Here is a 22,740-nt window from a genome sequence, read left to right as displayed (position 1 = left end):
CTATTGTTTTAGAAGGTTTTAACGCCCAATTTTGTCACAGAATTTTTAATCAAAATACTAATGAAAAAATTGAGTCATCTTCTACTAACATTAATTGTACTATCAATCCAAGGTCAGGTCGGCATCAATACCCAAACGCCTGAAGCGACTTTAGAAGTTGTAGGAAAACCAAATGATGCCAATCATTATGATGGAATAATTCCTCCAAGGATTGCAGGAGACCAACTTGCGGCAAAAACATATTCATCTTCAAAAAAAGGATCTGTCGTCTTTGTAACATCTCCGGCTACCAATTTATCGGGACAAGTCATTCAAATAACTGAACCCGGATTATATTATTTTGATGGCAATTTGTGGCAAACATTTTCAAAGGAAAAGCAACCCACTGAATATAGAATTCTATTAACATTTGACCATAACAGTACTGCAGCTCTTAGTGCAACTTCTACCTGGTCCGCTCCGGTTAATTATAATGGAAATACTAATGCCTATTTAATGGCTTCCAAATTCTATACGATTGGAACCAAAAATTATGGAGGACTAAAAGGATCCGTATCATTCAGAAAAGTTAATGGTATCGTCAATGTAAAATTTCAAATATTCAGGTCGACTGATTCAGAACCAATTACTTCAGATGCACTTATAAATATTTCGGATATCTTTAGTGACATAGGGTATATCCCTAACCAGATTGTTTTTTTACATCCTGAGAATTCAACAATGCTTATTCCTGCCTTGCTTGAAAATTTTACCATAAAAATTCCTCAAGCTTCTTTAGGCGCAATATCAACATCATATTATACTTATGGAGAACTTCAGGGCTACTCAAATTGGATCAGACCCTATCTACAATAGGGTGCTAAAATTATAGCAATTAATACAAATTAAAACAGTTAATACGATTCTTAAGACCAAATGAATTTTAATAAAAAATAAAATGAAAACATTAATTTATTTTTTTCTGCCTTTCATAGCAATATCAATACAGGGACAGATTGGCATCAACACCCAGACGCCCGAGGCCACTTTAGAAGTTGTAGGGAAACCAAATGACACCAATCATTATGACGGGATTATTCCTCCACGGATTACAGGAAACCAACTCGCAGCAAAAACATATTCATCTGCAAAAAAAGGAGCTGTCGTGTTTGTAACATCTCCAGCTACTAATTTATCCGGTCAGGTCATTCATATCACAAAGTCCGGGTTGTATTATTTTGACGGTGATCTATGGAAGTCATTTATACAAGAAGACCCACTAAATACAGTTGCACTCAAGGGCAACACTTCTACGGTTGAACTTATTGTCAAGAACAGTCTTCATCTTAATTTTGATGAGAAAGAAAATTACATACTGGGCATTTCCAGAAGTCCCATCACTGGTGACTACAATTCTATTTTTGCAACCGACTCTAATATAACCTCTGGAAAAGGAAACTCAGCCAGTGCTTATGCAATGTCTCAAGGCGAAGTAACGGGCAAGCTCAATTATGGCGCAGGAGTTTCGGCATTGAATGGGATTGCAAACGGAGTGATTTCCGGAAGCAGAAATATTGGAATTGGTCCAGGAGCGATGTCCTACATTACGTCAGGAAATGATAACATATCTATTGGCTATCTGTCAGGAACAGGAAACCGAACAGGGTCTAACAATATTTTCATTGGCATTGGCGCTGGTAGTCCGGCCACAGGAAACAGAAGCGTAAGTAATAAACTAGCTATACATTCAACCCCCGTTACAACAAGTTCAACCAGCTTTTGGGATAGTATCACGAACAATTATACGGATTACAAATTTGCTTTGATCTCGGGGGATTTTTCTGAAAGATGGTTAAATATCAATGGCAAGCTAAGCGTTACACCTTCCCAAATGCCCAATGCAGACGGAGATTCATCCTATACAAAAAAAGTAGTTGCCAAAGCTGATGGCTCATTTGGTTTTGCAACAGAGACAGTTCCTAACCCTCCCTCGACCGGAACGTATATTCTGAAAAGTGTGAATGGAGTAGCGAGTTGGGTAATACCCTAAGATCAATGTAATAAAAGACTTCTACCAAGCATTTCATAATCTAAAAAACAGAACAATGACAATCTATTTCAAACTCATTATCCTGGTTATTTGTATGTGTCTCACATCCTGTAAATCTATTATTTCCAATCCTGTTAAGCCTTTAAAAGATGATTCTTTAGAATTAAATCAGAAATATGAAGTTCAGGATTTCACTACAAAAATTCATAAAATAAAAATAACATCAATTGACAGCAAAAGTATTTACGGCATTTCCAATAAAGGAGATTTTATATCAATTGATAAAAAACACATCAGGGAAGTGAAAAAAGTAAAAGTCGTGAGTTCCATTGTTGTGGGCATTATGGCAATTGCAGCGGTCATCTTCATTCCTATTTAGTAATAGCATTCATTAGATCAAACTTGATTTGAAACTGAGTATGGACGAATTAAAAGATGAGGTGATTTTGATCAGGATAAAGAGTCAAAAAAAGAAAGACTGGAAAAATCTTTGTTCCAAAAAGCAAATTTCTCTGACAAGCTTAATCATCGACTCTGTTGAGAACAGGATTTTAAATGATGAGAGGAGAAAAATATTGGCGTTCATAGAAAAACAGGATAACATTTTCGGGAAAATTGAAACCAACATCAATCAGGTAGCAAAAATAGCAAATGGTCAAAAATTTATCAGCGAAAATGAACTCAGAAATTTTTCAGATAAGTTATTGGAGATCATAATTCTGAAAAAACAACAGAACGAAATCTTTACAAAAATCTATGCAAAGCTATCGAGATGATTGTTAAGATCATGGATCCGGCAGGTCCCAGTTTTCCAGGAGTTCATTATAATGATAAGAAAATTGACAAAGGAACCGGAGAATTAATGCTGATGAAAAATTTTCCTTCCTTCATTAACGAATCAAGCAGCAAGGAAGAAGTAAGAAACTATTTGATAGCTATTTCGATTGGGAACAAAAAAGTATTAAAGCCTCAATTTCATGCGATGATCTCTACGAAATTTCAAGGACATTCGAAAGAAGAGCTTACTAAGATAGCGGAGAATTTTATGGATGAAATGAAATATAGCGGACAGCCTTTTATTGTGGTTTTTCATAAGGATACAGATAATAATCACGTACACATTGTTTCAACCCGGGTTGATAAACAGACAGGGAAAAAGATCAATGACAGTTATGAAAGGCTTAAAGCCCAAAAAGCATTAAGCGTTACAATGGAAAAATTGTATGGTCAGAAACCGGAAGAAGAACTGGAAAAACTGCTGAACTACAAAATAAGTTCGCTTAATCAGTTAGAAACTCTACTCAATAGAAATGGATATAAGATAGGCAAAAACACAAATGATGAAAATTCTTTTAACATTTTAAAAAACGGCGTAATACAGCAAACACTTTCAGGAAATCAGATTGTTTTTGATAACAGTAAAAATGATAAAAGGGCAAAGCAGATCAAAGCCATACTAAGCAAATACAAAGAATTGTATTCCACCAAGGTTTTTAAAGTGGAAGATGATAGGCAACAGCAATCGATGCTCCCAAAGGAAAAGTTACGAGAAAATGAATTAAAAATAAAAATCAGTTTTGAAAGTGAACTCCAAAAGAAGCTGAAAGATGTTTTCGGGATCGATATGGTTTTTCATCATAAAGAAGATAAAAATCCTTTTGGCTACACTTTAATCGACCACAAAACAGGAAAAGTATATAAAGGAAGTGATATTCTGAAAATGAATGAAGTGTTTGAATTTACTTATGACAGGCTGGATAAGAAGACTTTTGAAATACTGAAGGATTATAATACCCGCAGTCAGGAAACAAAAAATATCCTGTTTCAATTTTTCAATAAAAACAATCCGGAAACGCAAATCAAGGATTTTATGCTTTTTGAGAACAAAGGAAAGAAAGATCTGGAAACCTATCGAAAAGTCCAGTTTGAAGTAAAGGATTTTATTAGAAATCAAAAAAACACAAATGATGAAAAAAAAGATATTTCTATAACGACTGCTGAAGACGGAAAGCTGTATGCTGTTCATACCAGATTCCATTACGTGGGTGAACTTCAACCATTAATCGGAGAAAAGGAATATCAAAAATTTCTGAATCCGACAGGTGTAAATGAAGTGCAGACAGAAAACCGGACCGAAAACAATGAGAAATCAGAATTAAACAAAGCCGTTAACAAGATGCTGTTTGAGTTAATGAAAAGTTCGGGAACTGCAAAAGACCCTGCCGAAAATGAACTCAAAAAAAGACGAAAAAAAAGACGATAAAATTGGTAGTTGTCGGTTGATAGAAAAATCTTCTCCAGTCCAACAACATTCAACTAAAAACAAAAAACTAGACCCAATGATCATCACATTTGCCACACAAAAAGGAGGAACCGGAAAAACGACATTAGCCATCGCTTTTGCCAATTACATTTCGGCAATTTCGGAAAGGAAAATCAATGTTTTTGATTTTGATTATCAGAAATCATTTTACTACAAATGGAAAGATGATGAATTATCGGAAAGTCCGAAATTATATGAAGTGGAAATTATTGGCGATGAAGACCAACAGCCATTTTCAGACTTTGAGACCCTCATTAATTTAAAAGATAGCGATGAGATCAACCTTTTTGACTTGGCAGGGACACTCGATGCAAAATACAGCGATCTGCTCATTTACAGTGATTTTATCGTGATTCCATTTGAGTATTCAGATGTTTCTGTCAAGTCCACATTGGTCTTTATCAATATGCTGGGACTATTGGAAAGTGAGGCAGAAAGAGTATTTATCCGCTCCAAATATGATAAGGGCTACAAGTATCTGAATCAGGAAGGAATGGACATTGAGCTGAAAAAATTCGGATTGCTGCTAGAAAATCCTGTATTCAAAAAAAATGTCCTGCAAAAGATTGATACCAGAAAGCTGACCTACGAACAAAAATACGGGGTAAGAAAATCTTTCGATGAATTGATAGAATATATTAATCAAACATTGAAGATCACCCTTTGAAATAAAAAATATACCTAAGTATTAATCTCTATAACTTCAGTAAAAATGATAAAAATCTCGCTTTGCATCTTAGCTGTTTATCTGACGTATTACGCCGGAAATATCTTATACGATCTGTTTCTAAAAAAAGAAAAAGAAATCTATAAAGAAGAGACGGAGGAATTTTCGTTGTCCGAAATTTCCGAGCAGTACGAAGATCTTACTGCAACTATAGGGATTGAAGATGTAGAAAATCTCAACACTCCCAAATCCTTTAATAAAAATCCAGTCCATTCTGATATCACTGAAGGAAATGAAGAAAGACAAGATCTGGAGCATTTGAGGGAACTATTTGAATCTGAACAAGATTTGGATGAATTCGACAATCCATCAAAAAAGGATTCCACGGAAATTGAAAACCAACCTTACCCTCAAAAAGCTGAATTAAGCGATGCGTATTTTGACCAGAAAGAAAAAATACCAGACGAAATTGAAAACGAGAAACCTAACGAAGTGATTAGCGAAAACCCAATCACGGTTAGTGCAGACCAGGAAACTTCCAGAATAAAAGATTGGAAGGCGATGCTTAATCTTTCTGAAACCTTGGTTCAAATGGTGGCGAACTACGATGGATACAAAGTTTATCAATCCACGATGTAGTTAGCCAACTTAAACAAAATCTAACGCACTGATTATTAGAATTAACAGCGGATTTCCATCCGTTGTCCGGGACTTCTATGCCCAAAATTTAACACTCAATTGATTATTAACCCTTTATAAATTTTTTGAATTATGATGAAAAATTTTTTCACAAAAAACGTGACAACAAAAAAAGTTCTAACCCTAGCCTTGGCAATTATGGCAATAACCCCAGCATTTGCACAAGGAGGAGCAACCGCTATCTCCAACGCAGCAAGTGATATTACAGATTATTGGGATCCCGTAAAGCTGATCTTGAAAGCAGTGGGTGGATTGGTCGGTTTCATCGGAGGTCTTCGTGTGTATAACAAATGGACGAATGGTGACCAGGATGTCAACAAAGAGATCCTTGGTTATGGAGGAGCGATGATCTTCTTGATTGTAGTTCCGGAATTTGTAACAGCATTCTTTGCCTAGTATGGGATTCTATCTTTACAAGGGGTTGAAAAAACCCCTTGTATTCTTCGGGCTCAAAGGGAAGTACATCATTTATGCAGTCGGCGTTATCGGAGGCGGGGTGATTTCAGCATTGGTACTCTCAAAGTTCGGTCTATTAGGCTCTCTGCTTGGTCTTGCAGTCACTGCGGGAGGTGTTTACTTCATTTTCAAAAGACAGGATAAGTATGGTTTGTATGATAAAACCAAAAACTTCGATCAGATTTTAATTTTTCCAAAAAGATTACATAATAATAAACTTCTTAAGAATGGCAACAGCAAAAAAACAAGCCTTTAGCATCCCATTTATTGGATACGATTATGGAAAAGATTTCAATTGGGATTTTGATGTTCTTTTCGGACAATACGGAAACCCTATTATTGGGATTAAGGTAAAAAATATTGTCGAACAATATTCGGCAGATCCTGACAGCTATCTCAATTTCCACACGGTGTTAAATCAGGTGGTGTCGATCATTGGAGAAGGAAGAATTGTTCAGAAGCTCGATATTTTTTCTAAAAAAAGATACACCGCTGAACAATCAAACCAATTTCTACAACAAAAATATTCGGAACATTTTGACGGCAGGCTTTTCAAAACCATTGAAACGGTTCTTTTCTTTACAGATATCATCGATGATAAGCTGAAAAAGAAAATGAAGCATTATCATTTTTCGGATAAAAGCTACAAAGAATTAAGGGATAAGTGCCAAAAAGTATTGATGCTTTTGAAGCAGAACAATTGTGAACCTGAGTTTCTATTTGAGAAAGATTTCGAATACTACATTTCCGGAGTTTTGTCGATGCAGTTTTCCGAATCTCCAACATTTGATAATATCAAAAGCACCAACGAATTTTTACAGATTGGGAACCGATTCGTGAAGAATATTTCTTACGTGGATGTAGAAAATATTGATCTGCCTTCAGAAATTGAGCCTTACTCTTTTCTCGGAGGAAACGGTGCGGCAGCTGAAACGGCGGTTGATAATTTTAGTTTTATTAATGAACTGGAAGATTATGAGACCATTGTCTACAATCAGATCATTACCATTCCGCTTCAGGCACAACAACAAAGGGAGCTTGATAAAAAGAAGAAAAAACACGAAGGAGCAGCTAACAATTCTCCGTCCAACGCGATTATAGCAGATGAAATTCAGACCCTGCTTCATAATATAGCGATTGACGGACAGCTCGTTGTCAATGCTCATTTTTCAATCTTATTTTCCGCAGAAACACTGGAGAAAATGGAAAATATTCAGTCGATGATTGAAAACAAATTATTCACGAAAGGAATTATTGTTTCTAAAAATGCCTACAACCAACTCGAACTCTGGCGATCAGCCATTCCTGGCAATGGAACAGAACTTAGGGAATACGATCTATTTATGACGACAAGCGAAGCGGCCTTGTGTTTTTTTTTTAAAGAAAGTTACCCCGTGAATGAAGAATCCAATTTCTATTTACGATTTACCGATAGACAAGGTGTTCCGCTGAAAGTTGATCCTTCGGATTTACCGATGAAAACAGGAAGAATTAATAACAGAAATAAATTTGTATTAGGACCATCAGGTTCCGGAAAGTCATTTTTGATGAACAATATTATAGAGCAATATCTCACGTATAACTATGACGTAGTTATTGTTGACACTGGAGATTCTTATTCAGGAACTTGTAAATACAAAGGAGGAAGATACATCCAATACACAGAAGAAAAACCGATTACTATGAATCCTTTTCTGATGGATCAAAAAGAATTTAATATCGAAAAAATAGAATTTTTGACCAACCTGATCTTCCTGATCTGGCAAGGTCCCGATGCTGCAATGTCATCGGCTCAAAAATCCATTTTAGATAATGTTTTGATGTCTTATTACCATCAATACTTCAACTCAGGAACAGAGTGGTATGAAAATAAAACTTCTGAAGAACTCATTCTCTATCTGGGTAAATACAACATTCACGAAGATGATCTTTTTTCTGAATATGAAAACGAAGCCAAAGGACAGTATACTTACTATGACATTTTGGGAATTACTTTCGATGCCAGTTCCGATGAAATAAAGGAAGCGGGAAGAAAATTATTGAAATTTTATCATCCCGACAAGAACATTAATAACCCGGAATATGAAAGCGAAAATTTCTACAAGGTTTATGAAGCGTATGACACGCTGAACGATGAAGAAAGAAGGAAAATATACAATGAAACGCAGTTGATTTTAATCAGGTCGAATGATATCATCAGGCAACCCAGATCAGCTGAAGAATGGAATGAATCCTTTAGAAAAGCCATTATCAGAAAAATAAAAGAACTGGAAGAAAAGCTGGTTGTAAAAGAACTTTCGTTCAATGGGTTTTATGATTATTGCGATCAATTTCTTCCTATTTACCTGAATAATAAGAAACACAATATCATAGAAAAGGAATTCAATCTCCGCACCTTTTTATTTGTACTGAAAGATTTTTACAAAGGCGGAAGGTACGGAACCACTTTAAATGAAAGTGCCGATAATACGCTTTTTGACGAATCTTTTATTGTTTTTGAAATTGATAATGTTAAGGATAATCCGAAATTGTTTCCGATAGTAACGCTCATTATTATGGACACTTTTATTCAGAAAATGAGACTCAGAAAAGACCGCAGAAAAGCCTTAATAATCGAAGAAGCGTGGAAGGCCATTGCTAGTAAATTGATGGGTGGATACATTCTTTATTTATATAAAACGGTGAGGAAATTTTGGGGAGAAGCGGTGGTGGTAACGCAGGAACTGGATGACATTATTGGAAATGCAGTGGTTAAAGATTCCATCATCAATAATTCGGACACTTTTATATTGCTTGACCAGACGAAGTTCAAAGACAACTTTGATAAAATCGCTTCATTGCTATCGCTCAATAAAGTAGAGCAAAACAAGATTTTTACCATCAACAATCTCAACAACAAATTCGGAAGAAGCCGATTCAAAGAATTTTACTTAAAAAGAGGTTCAAAAGGAGAGGTCTATGGAAATGAGGTTTCATTGGAGCAATATCTCACCTACACTACAGAAAAACCGGAAAAATCGGCAGTTGAATATTATGTATGTCAATATGGCGACTATGATGAAGCATTGCGCAAAATAGTTGGTGATCTCAAAACCTTCGGAGACAGTCTGGAAAACTTAGTGTCACTGGTGAACTTATATCAAAATCCATTGGATGATAAAATCAATTCTTTCTACAGAATGATGAAAAAGGAACACAAAGGGAAGAATGTCTTCAAGACTATCACACAGGAATTAGAAGACCGCAATATCAGTTTTTCAGAATTAATCAGTAAACAAAATTACGCTTATGAAAACGTTTAGACCTATAAATTTACCAAGAGGATTTCGTCACGTTTCATCTCTGGCGAACCATATTATATTGAAGGTTTTTCTACTAATTTTCTCCTTCTGGGAGACAATGGGATTCGCTCAAAACACTTACATCGACCCTACGGTAACAGCGGCAATGATTCTTTATTCTGAAAATCTAAAAGCCAAACAGAACGAAGTCATTGATGAAACTTCAAAATTAAAGGACGCACAGACCTGGGTGGGGACTCAGATGGTGGCAGCTAATGACATTCAGAATAAAATTCTGAAGGGTTTAAAAGAGGTTTCCGGCACTTTACAAAATGGAATTCAGGCACAGGAAATCTACTCTGAACTTAATAAATGCTACAATTATTCATCACAAGTGATACAACTAGCATCAGAACATCCTGAGTATGCCATTTTTGGGGTGAAAGCTTCACAAAAAACGTATGAGCAAAGTCTAAAGATTGTTACAGATGTTTCTGATATTCTCGCTTCCGGAGAGCTGAATCTTGCAACAGCAGGAGACCGCTACAAAATTCTTCATAATATTTCAGGTAATGTCAAAAATCTGAAACTATGGCTTTTGGCGATAAAACTACGACTGGAAAAAGCCAATCGATTGGGATTCTGGAATTCCATTAATCCATTTGCAGGCTACATCAATACAGACAAAGCTATTGTTGAAAACATAATGAACAGGTACAAACGGAATTTTTAAATTTTTCTATTATGAAATCGAAAAATGAGATTTGCCGACTATGCGGAGTCAAAAAGAAAATTGTTGTCAGTTTGCTTATTCCTGTAGTTTATTTCGTATTGACATCCTCCGGTGGTGGCTCTACACCGGCTTGGCAACAGGAAAATGTATCATTTCCGATGATGGATATAGAAATCAATGCCACGATGAAAGAACACGACAGGCAAAAAGAAATGCGACAAAAACAAATTGCCAATGCTACCGTAGAAACAGCTAATAGAACCCAATGGAACCAATTCAAGGAAAAGATTACCAAAGTTCAGGACAGATTGCGGATTATTTCATTTGCCATTCAAGCTGTACCGACAGGAATAGCAATGAGCAGGGAAATAACCAAAATAACAAACAATCAGACTGCTATTATCAATGAAATAAGTGATGCTCCTTATTCAATTATTGCGGTATTGCCTTCCCAGGTTCAATTTGTTGATGATCTGCAAATGGTAACAAGGTTAGTAACAGGGATCATTTTGTCTTACGGAGCCATCAACCAAATGGAAAAATCAGAACGTAAAGTATTATTGGACTATGCTTTAGGGGAACTAAAGGCAATAAGCAGGAATTCTACGCATATGCTGCTCAAGATAAGAGATATTAAAGCCAAAGTAAAACGTAACAAAAGAGCCTTTCAATATTATGTCAATAGGGATAAGCAAGTAGTTGAAAGCATCATGGATAACATCAAATCTTTCTAAAATGAAAAAACTATTTTTTTCCGGAGTTTTATTCTTCACTGTTGCATCCGTAAAAAGCCAGCAGATAGTTATCAATGACAAACTTTTATCACAGATCACCGTAAATCACGGCGTTCGATTGGGAAGTGAACAGACTTTTTTGGATTCGTATGAAAAGCAAAAAGAACTGTATGACGATGTCAATAATAAGATAACGCAGATCATAGCCATTCAGGAATACATCTATCAACAACTGAAAAATGTGAATTCAGCCCTGACCCAGAGTAAAAAACTCATTTACCTCTATCAATATTTGGGTAAAATAGTGACGAACTCCAACAAAATGCTGGATTTATCGGCACAACATCCTGAATACGCCGTCTTGGTATCAAAATATTATGTTGAGATAGGCAAGCAAACGATCAAACTTCAGCAGGAAGTTACCCAGGATATTCTCAATGAAGATAAAGATTTTCTGATGGATGCTATGGATAGGGAAATGCTTATTGAAAAGATATTTACCCGTGTCAGAAATATCAACGGAAATATTCTGTACATCAATCTGCGATTAGAGAATGCCAAGAAAATCCCTTATCTGTATCAGGTTCCGGTTCTCCGCAATTACATCAATATAGACAAAGCCATTGTTGGCGACATCATCACTAAATACCAGTACCTCTTTAATTAAAAAATTATGGAAAATCTACTAAAAAAAATCAGTCTATTTCAGTTGCTCTTTTTTGCAGCCACTGTGTTTGCACAATTGAGTGTAAAGAGATTGAATGACCCTTCCATTGTTGCCCAGCATAAAAGAATGGTCTTTCAAGATTGGGGAGATTGGAGACCTTACCCAAAATATTTTTTAGGCATTCAAACCAATTTTGCCTACGCCACGGTTTGGGGAATGTGGGCTCCGAAAATTAACAGGGATTATAAAGATGGCGAAGACATTCGACCATTAAAACCTACCGGAGTGCAAAATCAAAGATTCGCTCAATTAAAATTTCAGGAGGAAGAGGCAAAAAATATAAAAGCAGCTTCAGACACTATTCATAAAAGAAGTATTCAGGATTTTGCCCATTGGACTTCCGCTACTGTCGATGCAGACCCTCTATGGTTATTGTATTACAAACGAATGCTAAAACCAATTACCGAATTCCCCGATACACCTCAAAATTTTCAAGAATGGCGACTGAAATACCAACAAACGTTTGAAACACTCAGCTCAACAGGCACCATAAGAAGACTTCAGGAAGAATTGGATCTCATCAAAGAAAAATATTCAATGTCGAGAAGTATGGATATGCCAAGGGGAAAACGATTCATTATGTACCACGAAACCCTTATCAAATGGAGAAAATTTGTAACGGAATTAAGGAAGCACAATAATAAGACAACACTTCTTACAGATTATAAAAATATTTTGAAAAACCATTCAAATTATGCCTTACCACCGGGATGGATACCTGCTTCAGACCAGCAGATCGTTCACAATGTGATGAGCCAATATAAACACCGATATTAAAAATGAATAAAACGATAACCGTAACTTTTTGCGTATTCGCAATTCTACTGCCTGTCATGGGTTTCGCCCAAACAGACGGCGATTACAGTAATCTACTCCAATTTTTAAAAGGAGATGGCGCCTTTGAAAAATGGTTTATGGAGGTTTTTACCAAATTAGATAATAGTGTACAAGATAGCGCAGCAGGATCTGCTTTGGTAGGAAAAGCGATAGGCGGATTAGGCGCTCTTATGTACCTCGGATATATGGGTTGGCAAATGGCAGCAGGAGATAGAGAATGGGAAATCACCCCAATGCTGAAACCAATTCTTATCGGATTTACACTTGTTTATTGGAGCGGATTTGTCAATATGATTCAAGCGCCATTTGAAGCCATTGCAGAACCAGGAATCTCAATTTTCAGTGAGATAGAGTCTGAAGTCAATGATTTGCGGGTCGAGAGATTTAAAAAGCAACAGCAATTGCTCGATGCTGTTATAAAACTGAAAGCGGAAGAAGATGCGAAGCAGGAAGTCATTGAGAACACTACCGAAGATGCAGATGATTCCTGGTTTGACATCAGCGAGGGATTAGATAAACTCATTCAGCCCATCAAAGAATGGCAGATAAGAATGGAATTCCAAATGCAGAAATTAGTTGCAGAACTTATTGAATTTTTTTGCCTTTCCATTCTTCGGGTTTGTGTTTATCTCATTTTCTTCATTCAAAAAATATGGGCTTACATCCTGATTATTTTAGGGCCGATAGCCGTGGGGATGGCTCTTGTCCCTGGATTTGAAAGCTCTTTATATAGCTGGGTGTCCAAGTTCATCAATATTAACCTTTACACTTTTGTTGCCTACACCATAATCAATATTGGTCAGCAATTAATTGCTTCAGGCTATACAATGGAGATTGAAAGGTATGATACACTTTTATCCAACGGAACAATCACCAACCTTGATGCTTTGATGGTTTATGTTTCAAATTCAGGAATGATCTATAATCAGCTGTTCACCTGTGTTGCTTATGTTGTTACAGGAATCGGGGTTTTAATGACCCCAACCATTGCAGACAGTATTGTTTCAGCCGGAGGAGCGGGGACGATGACCAAAATGAAAAATGCTGCAGGAAAAATGGCAAGCAGTGCAAAAACAGCAATATTGGCAGCCAAAACAGGAGGCGCTTCAGTAGCAGCAGCTACAGCAAAAAATGCAGCAGCAGGTTCTGCATCGGGAAGAGCTCAGGGAGCGATGAAAAACGGAAAATAACCTTTAAAAAATACCAAAACAAAATGCTTATCAAAAATATAGAACAAAGAATTAAGATCAACAAGGTCGTTTCATTATCTGCCATTGCTTTTGCTGTTTTCATTGTTATTGCGGGATTTTTTTTTGCATACAGAATGATCGAGGATTCCAGAAAATCAATTTACATTTTAGACAATGGCGTTCCGGTACTTGCCAAGCAGACTGATGTTTTGCTTAACCGACCTGTTGAATATAAAGCTCAAATTGAATTATTCCACCGATTGTTTTTCACACTCGCTCCTGATGACACCTATATCAAAGATAATATTCAAAAGTCATTATATCTCATTGATGACAGCGGAAAAAAAGAATATACCAACTTAAAGGAAAAAGGATTTTACAATCAGATCATCGCCTCTAGTTCAATGGTAAGTATCCATACCGATTCAATTGCACTCAATATGGAAAAGAAGAAATTTTCTTTTTTTGGGAAACAGATGATCACACGAAAATCTTCTGTCATCACCAGGAAGCTCATCACCGAAGGATTCTTTGAAGACATCATTAGAAGTCCCAATAATCCTCACGGTGTGATTCTTAAAAACTGGCGAATCATCAATAACGAAGAACTATCCAATCAAAACAAAAACTCTTACTAAAATGAATACGACATTAAAACAAAAGGGTCAGAAGTGGCTGCAATGGGCAGTTCAAAATCCAAAGAAATTCTTCACCTATTCAATGATTCTACTGTCGGTTTCATTTATTGGGTCTATCATTCAAGGTGTCTTTTTCCCTTCCGACAGTACGTTCAAAATCAAACCTCCGGTTTTATACTCTAAAAATAAAACTACTCAAAATCTGAGCGTAAACAATGAGAAAGAAATGGAGAAAATTGTGACTGAACTTAAAACTTTAAAAGTGAAAAGAGACCAAAACGAACTGAAAAAAGAAGACAGCTTACGAATTGACTATCTGTTTAACCAATACCAAAAATTAAAAAATGGACATTAAAAAAATCAATTTTAAAGAAAAAAAATATGTTTTGCCACTATTGGCTCTACCGTTTCTTTTTCTTTTTGCTTACGTAGGAGCGCAGTTTGTCAAAGAGGACACGTCTGAAAAAGACAAGCCAAAAGAATTATCTCTTTCATTGGGCGACACTCAGGATTCTATTATGACAAAAAATGATGCTTATGATGCGTTTTTCAAAAAAGAGGATAACAGAACAATGCTTGGTGGATTGGATAAGGAAGAAGATAGTTTATTGAACTATGATGACCAATTGTCTTTAGCTCAAAAGAGAAAAATAGATTCATTAAAAGCAGTCAATGGCAGACAAAATCAATATGAGGCAAAAGGAAAGCAATCCTCATATTACAAGCCAAATCAACAGCAAAGGGAAGATAAAGATTACAACAGGTCTTCGGAAATCATCAAAATGCTGAATGACAAATCTTACGGAAACCAGGAAGAAAAATACGCTGATACACCTAAAGAAAAGACACAAAGTGTCCAACCAGACCCTGTAAAATATCTGAAAGAACAAATGCTCGTGATGGATTCTTTAGAAAAATCCCGTGATCCTGAGTACCAAAGTAAACTCGCAGCAGAACAAAAACTGAAGTCCAACAAAGAGAAAATGGAAGATTTTCTTAATTCAACTTTCAAGGTGAGCAAATCCGGAATCAACAGTGGTTTCAATGCTTTCTATAAGGAGAAAGAAAACAGCTTTATCAAAGCGGTCATTGACGAAAATAACAAAGGTTTTCTGGGAAGCAGGATCAGATTCCGGTTGCTGGAAGACATCTTTGTCGGAAACAAAAAAATAAGCAAAGGTTCCATTTTATATGGTCAAATCTCAGGATTTTCCATGCAAAGAGTAAATCTGAATATTGTGTCGGTTTTTACGAAAGGAGAAATCTACCCAGTCAACCTGTCCATTTATGATATTGATGGAATGAAGGGATTATACGTTCCACAAAGTGTTTTCAGAGATATGATGAGGGAAATGGGAAGTAACTCCGTACAAGGAACTCAGATGGATATGGGCGGAAAAGGATTCTTCTCAAGCATTGGATCCAGCCTGTTTACATCAACATCCAAATCAATTGCCAACCTGATCAAAGAGAACAAGGCAAAATTGAAGTACAATTCTTATGTCTTTTTAATCGACGAAAAACAACTGAAAGAATCACAAAACCAACAAAAAAAATAAATCAATGAGAACTTTATTATACACCCTTTTAATTTTCGCAGCTCAATTTTTCACAGCTCAAACAGCAACCAAGGAACAGATTATTTCCGACTTACCGGAAATTGAAATTACCGAAGGGATCAATCTGCATATTATTTCGCCTGAGCCCATTCAGTATGTGGATCTTTCAACAGAAAAACTGACTGGAGATTTACCAGCCACAAATATTGCCAGGATAAAAATCACAGACCATCCTGATTCTGACGAGAAGGGAAAAATCAAAATACCATCGGTTCTTTTTAATGGAGATAAAATCGGAGTGATAACCGTCGTTGCTCAATCTTTCATCGCTCAGTACAAAGTTGTTTACAGAAATCAGGACAACCTAAACACAATTACCAATATCCATATTCAACCCGAAGCGATGCAACCCATTGAGTTTGAAAAAATGGTTTTTTCAGATCTTGAATTAAGAAAATTCGCAATGGACATTATTCAGAAAAAATCTGAGAAAAATCCGATAAGGGAAGAAAAAAATCTCAAACTAAGCTTTCAGCTCAATAATGTCTATGTAATAAGCGACTATATTTTTTTAGATATGACCATCAAAAACAATTCTAATCTGAGCTATGACATTGAGGATTTGAAATTCTCCTTAGAAGATAAAAAAATCCATAAAGCAACTAATAACCAAAGTGTAGGTCTTACCCCAATTTTACAACTCAATCCTCAAAAACATTTCAGAAAGAATTTCAGAAACATTTATGTTTTCAAAAAATTCACCTACCCGAACTCTAAAGTAATGATGATAAGATTAATTGAAGAACAACTCTCTGGACGCACCATCGAAATGAAAGTTAACTATTCTGAAATTCTTAAAGCCGATACCTTTTAATTTTTTTATTATGGAATACTTAATTGACAATGTGAAAAATCTTTATATCGTTCTATTATTTACAGTGATTGTATTAGTGGTTTTAGATATAATTTTTGAAAAACGAAAAAATAGAAAACTAGAAAGGGAACTTGAAATCTATAAATTGGAATACCAAAAATTGGAAAAACATTTCAGTGAGTTTAAAGATAATGTGTTGAAAAATATTGAAGATGCAAGCTGCTCATACATTATTAAGAACGTCGAAAAAAGAGGAAATGAATTAATTAATCGATTGAATCTGTTGAATGCCAAACTTGTTAAAATACAGGAACATCATAAAAATTTGCAGGAACGGCAACAGAAGCTACACGATAGTTTACTAGATGAACACAAATTACTGAATCAATATTTCGAAAATTATTCTTAATGCAAGAGCAACAACACCAAATAAAGATCTATGGCTTTTTACAAAAAACGGTGTACGCAGTCGTAGCACTCGATTGTGCTTCGCTTTTCTACCTTAATGGCAATGTTCCGGTAGTATCAAACTTGTTGAAGAATTTTTCAAAGCTGAGTTTTATTTACCCACCTATCAATGCCAAATTTGCAACATTGATTCTGATTGGATTAGTGGCTGTCGGAACAAAAGCCAAGAAAAAGAAAGACCTTAATATTAGTAAAGAGATTATTGCTCCTATGATTTTGGGATTGCTGATGATTTTTTCTTCACTGGTTTGGCAGAATGAAGCAGGAAATGAAAAACTTCCAAGAGTGTTTCCCGGATTCAATCTCTATCAGGTAATCTATGCAGTTCTTTCTTTTTTAGGAGCAGTTATACTTCAAATGGGTGCAGACAGTATTTCAAAACTGGTGCAGCAGAAAATGGGAAAAGACCGATGGAATGTTGAAGAAGAATCCTTCGATCAAAATAGAGAATTGGTGAACACTGATACTTCGATTAACATTCCTTATATCTTCAGATATAACAATAAGACTTATGAAGGGTATATTAATATTGATCCTTTTAGAGGAACGATGGTCATCGGAACACCAGGTTCTGGAAAGTCGTTTGGTGTCATCAATCCTGCCATAAGACAAATGATCGCCAAAGGTTTCTGTCTCTGCATCTACGATTTTAAATTTCCTGATCTAGCACAGATTGCATACTACCATTATTTGTTGAAAAAAAGTAAGGAAGCAGACTACGGTTACAATTTCCACGTCATTAATCTGAACGAGGTTGAAAAATCAAAACGAGTCAATCCATTTCATAAGAAGTACATCCAAACTTTAGCAGAAGCCCAGGAAATGGCAGAATCAATGGTTTCATCTTTGCAAAAAGGAGGTTCCAGTTCTGGAGGTGGTTCTGAAGCTTTCTTTACCCAATCTGCGATAAATTTCCTTTCGTCCTGCATTTATTTTTTTGCAACATTCGAAAATGGAAAATATTCTGATTTGCCTCATATTCTTTCCTTTATGAATAGAAGCTATAAAGAAATTTTCGACACGCTTTTTACCAATGAAGAAATTTTCTCTTTGCTGTCACCTTTCAAGACGGCCTATGACAACAAAGCATTTGACCAATTGGAAGGACAAATCGGAACACTCAAAATTTTCCTTTCAAGATTGGCAACTAAAGAAAGTTTTTGGGTGTTTTCAGGAGATGAAGTGGAATTGAAGATAACCGACAGAGATAATCCTTCTATTATTATTCTGGCATCAGACCCGGGAACACAGGATATTAATTCTGCATTGTATTCTTCGGTATTAAACAGGACTTTAAGATTGATCAATTCCAAACACAATTTGCCGGGAGGAATTATCGCAGACGAATTTCCGACGATTTACATTCATAAAATTGATAACATCGTAGCAACTGCAAGAAGCAATAAAGTCGCTGTAATGCTTGGACTTCAGGAAATTCCGCAGCTCAGACAGTTCTACAAAAAAGAAGTTGCTGATACAATTTCTGCCATTGTCGGAAATATTCTTTCCGGATCTGCCAGAGACAAAAATACATTGGATTGGTTGGAAAAACTTTTCGGAAAAATTAAGCAAAAATCATACTCACAATCCATTTCTCAGCAAGGAACAACCACCAGTATCAATGAAAAGATGGATAATATGATTCCGGCAGGTAAAATAGCAGCCTTGAAAACCGGAGAAATGGTAGGAATGATCGCACAGGGAGTAGAAAATGATGCTGAGGAGTACAAAACCTCTGCAGTCAGCGGTAAAATTAATTTGGATAAGAAAACCATTCAAGAAGAAGAAAAAAACTATGTGAAAATGCCCTCATATTACTCCTTTGTGGATAAAAAAGGAGTTAACCGAAAAGAAGAAGTGTTGATGACCAATTTTAGAAAAATCAATAAAGAAGTGGAACTCATTGTAAATGAAAATATAAAAGCTGCATAAAATGAAAAAACTAAAATACATATTTACTTTGATGGCATTGTCCTGCAGTTACTTATCATTTGCGCAATTCAATACGATTACAGCAACAATACAAAAGAAATCTGAAAATCCGAATGTATCAGAAAAATCTAATATCGAAGAAACGGTACAACGAAAGAAGGCTAAGAAATCTTGGAAGCAAGTTTTAAATATCACCACTAAATCAGATTTAAAAAATGAAACCAAAGGTTCGACGAAATGGCTAACGAGTCAAATCGATTCTTTGAAAATGTTGATGAAAGAGTATAGCAGTGTAAAAGAAGTACAAAGAAATGAGTTTCAAAAACTGAAAGATTCTTTGATGTTGCTAACACAGAATAAATTAGAAGAAACAAAGCAAACATCAAAAAAACAAAGCTTTTTCAGCACGTATGATTTGGTTGAAGAACCGGCAGCATATTTTCCAAAAATTGTAATGCCTCTTAAAAACAAGATCACCATTACATCTTCTTATGGGACAAGAACTCATCCTATTTTCGGAACAAAAAAAATGCACAATGGGATTGATTTAAAAGCCAGCTATGAAAATGTCTATTCTGTAATGGATGGAATCGTTACTTCAGCCGGATGGGATTCTAAAGGTGGAGGGAATTACATCAAGGTAAAACATTTTAACCGTTTTGAAACATCTTACCTGCATCTCTCAGAAATATATTATCAAATAGGAGAAAGAGTAAAAGCCGGCTTTATCATTGGAAAAAGCGGGAATACCGGAAACTCCACAGGTCCACATCTGCATTTTTCGGTAAAAGAATTCGGACAAAGCATCAACCCTTCTCATTTTTTAAATGACCTTATTAAAGTAAACAATTTAATAGCAAACCATTATGAACACTAATACTTTACCAACAGACGAACTAAAAAAATACGGAATTATCAATGAAGATCTGTCATTCTCTAAAAAACTAAATGCAGATGATATTCAGAAATTTCTGAAGGGATACACCATTGTGGCGGACAACGACAAAAACAGGGCAACTTTTCAGCTTACGGATAATAATACTCAATTGAAAGTTATCTTTCTAGAAAGAGACAAAAGTATTTCTGAAATTCTTGTAAACAGTAAAAACAAAATTGAATACAGCGAAATTCAAGACATATCAAATCAAAAAGAAGCTGGATTTTCCATTGAGAAAAAAGCTTTCATTTTCGATAAAGAAACCAACAAAATAGTTGAGTTTGATTTTATTAAAAATGCAATAGAATTGACCGCAATTATTGCAGATAAAAAAAACACAGAAGAACTTAACCGTTACAAAGCAGAACTTCTAAAACTTAAATCTTTTCTGCAAGATAAAATTGTTCAGTTCCCAGAAATGGCAAAAGAAATTACGAATGATTTGAATATTGTGTCCAAGGAATTCAATACGGTTGCTGGAATCTCTGAAAAGCAAAATCACTCTCAAAAACAGGAAAAATCAAACGTACAACTGAATGTGAATGACCCCGATGTTTATCAGGATGCCAATCGAATGAGAGAAGAGGAAAGCCAGGAGCAGGACGAGGAAATTCAAAAATCGAGAGGATTCAGAAGATAAATTAAGAACTTGAAAAATGGAAGAGAATCTAACCTGGTTTGATAAGAATATAGTTCCCAGAACGAAGTCTTATAAAAATTTTGTGAAGGAAATCGAAAACACTTCACCTGAACAGTTTTTTCGGGACGGGGAGAGGCTGTTTACTGATAAAGAGAAAAAGTTTATGTCCATTCACCAATCTAAGGGAAGAGAAGTTATCATAGGTTCAAATTTTACATTGAAAACAATTTTTCATTCAAATCCCGATCTCGTTATTAGGGATACATTTAACAATACTGCTGAATTAGTCAGATTTATTGAAAAGCAGCAACTAGCCAATAAACATTTGATTTTGCAAAATAACAGGGCGTCTACTGAAATCTCTATAAGTAGCGAGTCAATAAAGCAGAAATTTCTCTCTGATCTCTGGGCTCAGGAATTGGAGAAAAAAACTGATTTAAGTTCCGGATTGGCCTATACACAAATTGATGAAAAGCAAGCTCATCATTATCGAAATTATGAAGTTGAAGCTGCAAAGTTATCATCAGAAGGGGTTCATGAAATTGAAATGACTGATCTGGAAGAAAATGCAGACTTTTTTTCAGATGAAGGTTTTGAAGAAAATTTAACCCCTGCATCTGACCTTCCGGACGGCTGGACCTGGAACGATTACGAGGATGGAAGTGGTTCGCTGAAGAGTCCAAGCGGTCATAGGTATTACAGCTATGATATGCAAACTCAGGAATATACATTACCGTACGGTCGGCGAGAATGGACAGGTATGAGAGATTTTTATGACGCTCCAAAAAGTTTGAACGAATTCAAAAGCTATGTCGAAAGCGACTTAAAAGCAAAAGCAGTGCAAAATAATCTTTATCCGAAACTTTCCGAAGAGGAAAAAAATGATATTCTCAATTACAGGATCTTTATGAAAGAAAACGAATTCATACTGGGGAACTTGCAGATCACAGCGAACCAAAGAAAAGCTTATTCAGAAAAAATGGAATTCGGAACAACAGATGGAGATTATTCTCTTACAAAGGCACAAATGGACACAATCCCAAATGTTATTGATGGTCATACGCTGTCAAAAAATGACAAATACGAATTGGCTTTCGGCCTATTGGAAAAACAGCTATATGGGGAATCCTACGAATTATTGGATAACGGTGAAATTCTAAAAAATTATCTGGATGAAAATGTTTTTTCAAGACACAGAATATTAACAATGAATGATATAAAATTTAACAATCAAAACCCAAACATTATGGAAACACAGAACGAATATGAACCATCTCAGTATCCGAAATTTCAATTAAAATATCTTGGTTTCGGAGAAGGAGAACAACTGCACAAAGATTTAGAAAATGGGATTAATGCTCCCGAAAAAGAGTTCGAAATTAAAACCACTTCCGACAAAACGATGCCTGGAAATGAAATGGAATTCACATTAAAATTCAATAAGATAGAAAATGGAAGTGTCTTTATGAATTTTTATAATGCTAAACTCACTAAAGAAAATGGCGACGTTATCTCCCATAATTTTCCGGTTAACAGGGTAAATACATTTACAGCTAAAGAAGCAATAAACTTGTTAGAAGGGCGGACAGTTAAAATAGAATTTCACAATCCGAAAACCGAAAAAATAGAACCTGCATTTGCCAAGCTCAATTTTAACGAACCCAAAACTGAAAAAGGAAATTATAATTTCCAGAATTTCTACAAAAATTATGGTGTTGATACGGCTCAGATCGTAGAAAAATCCAAACTGATCTTCGATAAGCCGGAATGGAAGGAAAGTACCATAAAATCTTTGGAAAAAGGAAATATCGTCAAGGTAAAATTTGAATTGGACGATAAAGTGGTAGAAGGCAAAGCGGTGCTGAATCCGCAATACAAAAATCTGAATCTGTATGATTCCGATATGAACAGAATCAACACCAACAAGCCTTTAGAAGGTTTGGAACAAGACAACAGGCACGAAAAAAATAACGTGAAAGAACAAAGTATTAAACGATAGATAAAACGTACAACCAA

24 protein-coding genes are annotated in these 22,740 nt (G+C 35.6%); all 24 read left to right on the top strand.

What is annotated here, in order from left to right:
• Nucleotides 1-60 precede the first annotated feature (60 nt).
• The 24 genes from H560_RS23440 (at nt 61) to H560_RS22555 (ending at nt 22,723) form a co-directional block, all read left to right on the top strand.
• Nucleotides 61-855 carry a hypothetical protein gene (locus H560_RS23440; protein ID WP_027381127.1) on the top strand — a complete coding sequence of 265 codons (795 nt, stop codon included), beginning with the start codon at nt 61-63 and terminating at the stop codon, nt 853-855.
• Between the two features lie 82 nt (nt 856-937).
• Nucleotides 938-2,029, top strand: a complete 1,092-nt coding sequence (locus tag H560_RS0117150; protein ID WP_027381126.1) for a hypothetical protein — start codon at nt 938-940, stop codon at nt 2,027-2,029.
• A gap of 55 nt (nt 2,030-2,084) precedes the next feature.
• Entirely contained in the window at nt 2,085-2,408 is a 324-nt protein-coding gene (locus H560_RS0117145) for a bacteriophage spanin2 family protein (protein ID WP_123983440.1), read from the top strand.
• Between the two features lie 40 nt (nt 2,409-2,448).
• Complete coding sequence (locus tag H560_RS0117140) at nt 2,449-2,805, top strand: hypothetical protein (RefSeq protein ID WP_027381124.1); 357 nt, start codon at nt 2,449-2,451, stop codon at nt 2,803-2,805.
• Entirely contained in the window at nt 2,802-4,292 is a 1,491-nt protein-coding gene (locus H560_RS0117135; RefSeq protein ID WP_027381123.1) for a relaxase/mobilization nuclease domain-containing protein, read from the top strand. Before H560_RS0117140 ends, H560_RS0117135 begins: the two co-directional genes overlap by 4 nt.
• Before the next feature lie 76 nt (nt 4,293-4,368).
• The gene (locus H560_RS0117130) at nt 4,369-5,019 is read left to right on the top strand and encodes a ParA family protein (protein ID WP_027381122.1); all 651 of its coding nucleotides are present in this window, start codon (nt 4,369-4,371) and stop codon (nt 5,017-5,019) included.
• 45 nt (nt 5,020-5,064) lie between these two features.
• A complete protein-coding gene (locus tag H560_RS0117125; protein WP_027381121.1) occupies nt 5,065-5,658 on the top strand; it encodes a hypothetical protein in 594 nt (197 codons plus the stop codon).
• Between the two features lie 135 nt (nt 5,659-5,793).
• Nucleotides 5,794-6,114: a DUF4134 domain-containing protein gene (locus H560_RS0117120; protein ID WP_371462110.1), complete on the top strand. Its 321-nt coding sequence runs from the start codon at nt 5,794-5,796 to the stop codon at nt 6,112-6,114.
• A gap of 1 nt (nt 6,115) precedes the next feature.
• Complete coding sequence (locus tag H560_RS0117115; RefSeq protein WP_027381119.1) at nt 6,116-6,430, top strand: DUF4133 domain-containing protein; 315 nt, start codon at nt 6,116-6,118, stop codon at nt 6,428-6,430.
• Nucleotides 6,402-9,476: a TraG family conjugative transposon ATPase gene (locus tag H560_RS0117110; RefSeq protein WP_027381118.1), complete on the top strand. Its 3,075-nt coding sequence runs from the start codon at nt 6,402-6,404 to the stop codon at nt 9,474-9,476. Before H560_RS0117115 ends, H560_RS0117110 begins: the two co-directional genes overlap by 29 nt.
• Nucleotides 9,463-10,188 (top strand): hypothetical protein, encoded by a 726-nt coding sequence (locus H560_RS0117105; RefSeq protein WP_228372496.1) that lies wholly within the window; start codon nt 9,463-9,465, stop codon nt 10,186-10,188. Before H560_RS0117110 ends, H560_RS0117105 begins: the two co-directional genes overlap by 14 nt.
• 11 nt (nt 10,189-10,199) lie before the next feature.
• The gene (locus H560_RS0117100; protein ID WP_051289371.1) at nt 10,200-10,922 is read left to right on the top strand and encodes a hypothetical protein; all 723 of its coding nucleotides are present in this window, start codon (nt 10,200-10,202) and stop codon (nt 10,920-10,922) included.
• 1 nt (nt 10,923) lies between these two features.
• A complete protein-coding gene (locus H560_RS0117095; RefSeq protein WP_027381115.1) occupies nt 10,924-11,589 on the top strand; it encodes a hypothetical protein in 666 nt (221 codons plus the stop codon).
• A 6-nt stretch (nt 11,590-11,595) separates the two neighbouring features.
• The gene (locus tag H560_RS0117090) at nt 11,596-12,426 is read left to right on the top strand and encodes a hypothetical protein (protein ID WP_051289370.1); all 831 of its coding nucleotides are present in this window, start codon (nt 11,596-11,598) and stop codon (nt 12,424-12,426) included.
• Between the two features lie 2 nt (nt 12,427-12,428).
• Nucleotides 12,429-13,676 (top strand): membrane protein, encoded by a 1,248-nt coding sequence (locus H560_RS0117085; protein WP_027381113.1) that lies wholly within the window; start codon nt 12,429-12,431, stop codon nt 13,674-13,676.
• Nucleotides 13,677-13,699: 23 nt separating this feature from the next.
• The gene (gene traK, locus H560_RS0117080) at nt 13,700-14,314 is read left to right on the top strand and encodes a conjugative transposon protein TraK (protein WP_027381112.1); all 615 of its coding nucleotides are present in this window, start codon (nt 13,700-13,702) and stop codon (nt 14,312-14,314) included.
• 1 nt (nt 14,315) lies between these two features.
• A complete protein-coding gene (locus H560_RS0117075) occupies nt 14,316-14,669 on the top strand; it encodes a hypothetical protein (protein WP_027381111.1) in 354 nt (117 codons plus the stop codon).
• A complete protein-coding gene (traM, locus tag H560_RS0117070; protein ID WP_027381110.1) occupies nt 14,665-15,873 on the top strand; it encodes a conjugative transposon protein TraM in 1,209 nt (402 codons plus the stop codon). Before H560_RS0117075 ends, traM begins: the two co-directional genes overlap by 5 nt.
• A 4-nt stretch (nt 15,874-15,877) precedes the next feature.
• A complete protein-coding gene (locus tag H560_RS0117065) occupies nt 15,878-16,747 on the top strand; it encodes a DUF4138 domain-containing protein (protein ID WP_027381109.1) in 870 nt (289 codons plus the stop codon).
• Nucleotides 16,748-16,757: 10 nt separating this feature from the next.
• Nucleotides 16,758-17,156, top strand: coding sequence for a hypothetical protein (locus H560_RS0117060; RefSeq protein ID WP_027381108.1), 399 nt, complete (start codon nt 16,758-16,760; stop codon nt 17,154-17,156).
• The gene (locus H560_RS0117055) at nt 17,156-19,147 is read left to right on the top strand and encodes a type IV secretion system DNA-binding domain-containing protein (protein ID WP_027381107.1); all 1,992 of its coding nucleotides are present in this window, start codon (nt 17,156-17,158) and stop codon (nt 19,145-19,147) included. Before H560_RS0117060 ends, H560_RS0117055 begins: the two co-directional genes overlap by 1 nt.
• Before the next feature lies 1 nt (nt 19,148).
• On the top strand, nt 19,149-20,024 hold the full coding sequence (locus tag H560_RS0117050) for a M23 family metallopeptidase (protein ID WP_027381106.1): 876 nt from the start codon (nt 19,149-19,151) through the stop codon (nt 20,022-20,024).
• Nucleotides 20,014-20,724, top strand: coding sequence for a hypothetical protein (locus H560_RS0117045; RefSeq protein WP_027381105.1), 711 nt, complete (start codon nt 20,014-20,016; stop codon nt 20,722-20,724). Before H560_RS0117050 ends, H560_RS0117045 begins: the two co-directional genes overlap by 11 nt.
• 16 nt (nt 20,725-20,740) lie before the next feature.
• Nucleotides 20,741-22,723, top strand: coding sequence for a hypothetical protein (locus H560_RS22555; RefSeq protein ID WP_051289369.1), 1,983 nt, complete (start codon nt 20,741-20,743; stop codon nt 22,721-22,723).
• Nucleotides 22,724-22,740: the final 17 nt, after the last annotated feature.

It is taken from the genome of Chryseobacterium daeguense DSM 19388 (assembly GCF_000430825.1).
GTDB lineage: Bacteria > Bacteroidota > Bacteroidia > Flavobacteriales > Weeksellaceae > Chryseobacterium > Chryseobacterium daeguense.
This window is presented reverse-complemented; position numbering and strand designations above follow the sequence as displayed.